The sequence below is a fragment of the Halorubrum sp. AJ67 genome (assembly GCF_000513435.1).
The window spans coordinates 17,411-18,695 of sequence record NZ_CBVY010000015.1 but is presented as its reverse complement, the minus strand read 5'-3'; the positions used below and the strand labels follow the sequence as shown (position 1 = coordinate 18,695).

At 67.2% G+C, this 1,285-nt stretch carries 2 protein-coding genes and 2 pseudogenes; 3 read left to right on the top strand and 1 reads right to left on the bottom strand.

The annotated features are described in order from the left end of the window. From BN903_RS18480 to BN903_RS11660, 3 genes and pseudogenes are all read left to right on the top strand, one after another. A pseudogene (locus BN903_RS18480) lies at positions 1–85 on the top strand (50S ribosomal protein P1); the annotation flags it as partial. Between the two features lie 123 nt (positions 86–208). Then, on the top strand, positions 209–400 hold the full coding sequence (locus tag BN903_RS11665; RefSeq protein WP_048077891.1) for a hypothetical protein: 192 nt from the start codon (positions 209–211) through the stop codon (positions 398–400). Positions 401–458: 58 nt separating this feature from the next. Further along, complete coding sequence (locus BN903_RS11660) at positions 459–674, top strand: hypothetical protein (RefSeq protein WP_048077890.1); 216 nt, start codon at positions 459–461, stop codon at positions 672–674. Between the two features lie 50 nt (positions 675–724). Here BN903_RS11660 and BN903_RS11655 read toward each other — a convergent pair. Further along, positions 725–1,285 (bottom strand): annotated as a pseudogene (locus BN903_RS11655) (DNA primase); the annotation flags it as partial.

Sequence of the window (1,285 nt, the reverse complement as noted above, 5' to 3'; positions counted from 1 at the left end):
CGAAGAGGCCGAGGCCGCCGACGAGGCGGACGACGACGAAGAGGAAGGCGACGGCGGCGAGGGTCTCGGCGAGCTCTTCGGCTGACGCCGGAGGACCGCTCGGACCCCGACCGGGTCGACCGACCGTCCGATTTTTTATCGGATCTCGCTATCCCGAGTGATAACGCCGTCCGCGAGTTTATGTGTCGATCTCGGAAACGGGGAAGCGATGAAGATCGTCGACGGCGACAAGGCGGAGTGCGATCGGTGCGAGTCGGTGTTTCCGCTCGCGGACGTCTCCCTGTTGGAGAAAGAGACCAACCGAGACTACGAGCGAGTGCTTTGCGACGAGTGTCTGGGGATCGTCGGCGTTCCGCGCGGGTACAACCTGCGGCGAGACATCACGCACCTAGCGAAGTGAGGGGACGGCCGGAGTGCCCATCGAAGTCCTTTTTTAGCGGCGACGGGAAGCCGCAGCCATGGAAATCGACGCGGAACTCCGTCGGCAGATCACCGTTTCGCTGGCGGCGGCCGCGGTGTTCATCGTCGGACTGGTCGGCATCGGGGTCACCTTCGGCGGATCGACCGTCCTCCCGGAAGCGGGCGCGCTCGCGCTCGTGGCGCTTCTGGCCGGGTTCGTCCTCCTGATGGCCGGCGTCGGAACGTATCTGATGCGCGCGGACGACGAGTCCTAGGCGGTTCGTCCCGTTTCTCCGGTATTAGCGGCCGCAGCGGCGCGTCAAACTCACGCCTCGCTCGCTTCGTCCGGCTCCCGACCGGCCCGCCAGTCGGTCACCTCGTCGGCCGCGGCCACCTGTTTCTCGTAGTACGAGAGCGGATCGGCCGCGACCTGCATGTGGTCGTCCTCGTTGTGACAGATCCCGTAGTTCGCGAGCGTCTCGCAGGTCGGCGGCGGGTACTGGGTGCCCCGGTCATCCGTCAGGTACTCGGTCTGGTAGCGGATCCCCTCAGCGTCGAGGCTGGTGTCCGCACAGAAGGCGACGACCTCGTCGGGCGTCATCCCGATGCCGACGAGGAAGGCCATCAGCGCGAACGACTCGGCCGACGAGAGCGTGGCGTCGCGCTCGGCCTTCTCGATGAGGTTGGTCATACACGGCGGGAACAGGTCGGGCGCGACGACGTCGGGCGGCTCCGCGTAGGTACGCTCGGAGAGCAGCCGCCTGAGGTCGGCGACGCGCGATTCGAGCGCCTCACCGATCCCCTCATCGGCCGCTAACTCGAAGGGGAGACCCTCGGCGACGCGCTCCTCGACGGCGGCCTCCAGCGCCGCGAGCAGCTCGTCGCG

Excerpts from the sequence above, each read along its gene's own strand:
- BN903_RS11665 (WP_048077891.1), top strand. The coding sequence starts at position 209 with ATGAAGATCGTCGACGGCGACAAGGCGGAGTGCGATCGGTGCGAGTCG.
- BN903_RS11660 (WP_048077890.1), top strand. The coding sequence starts at position 459 with ATGGAAATCGACGCGGAACTCCGTCGGCAGATCACCGTTTCGCTGGCG.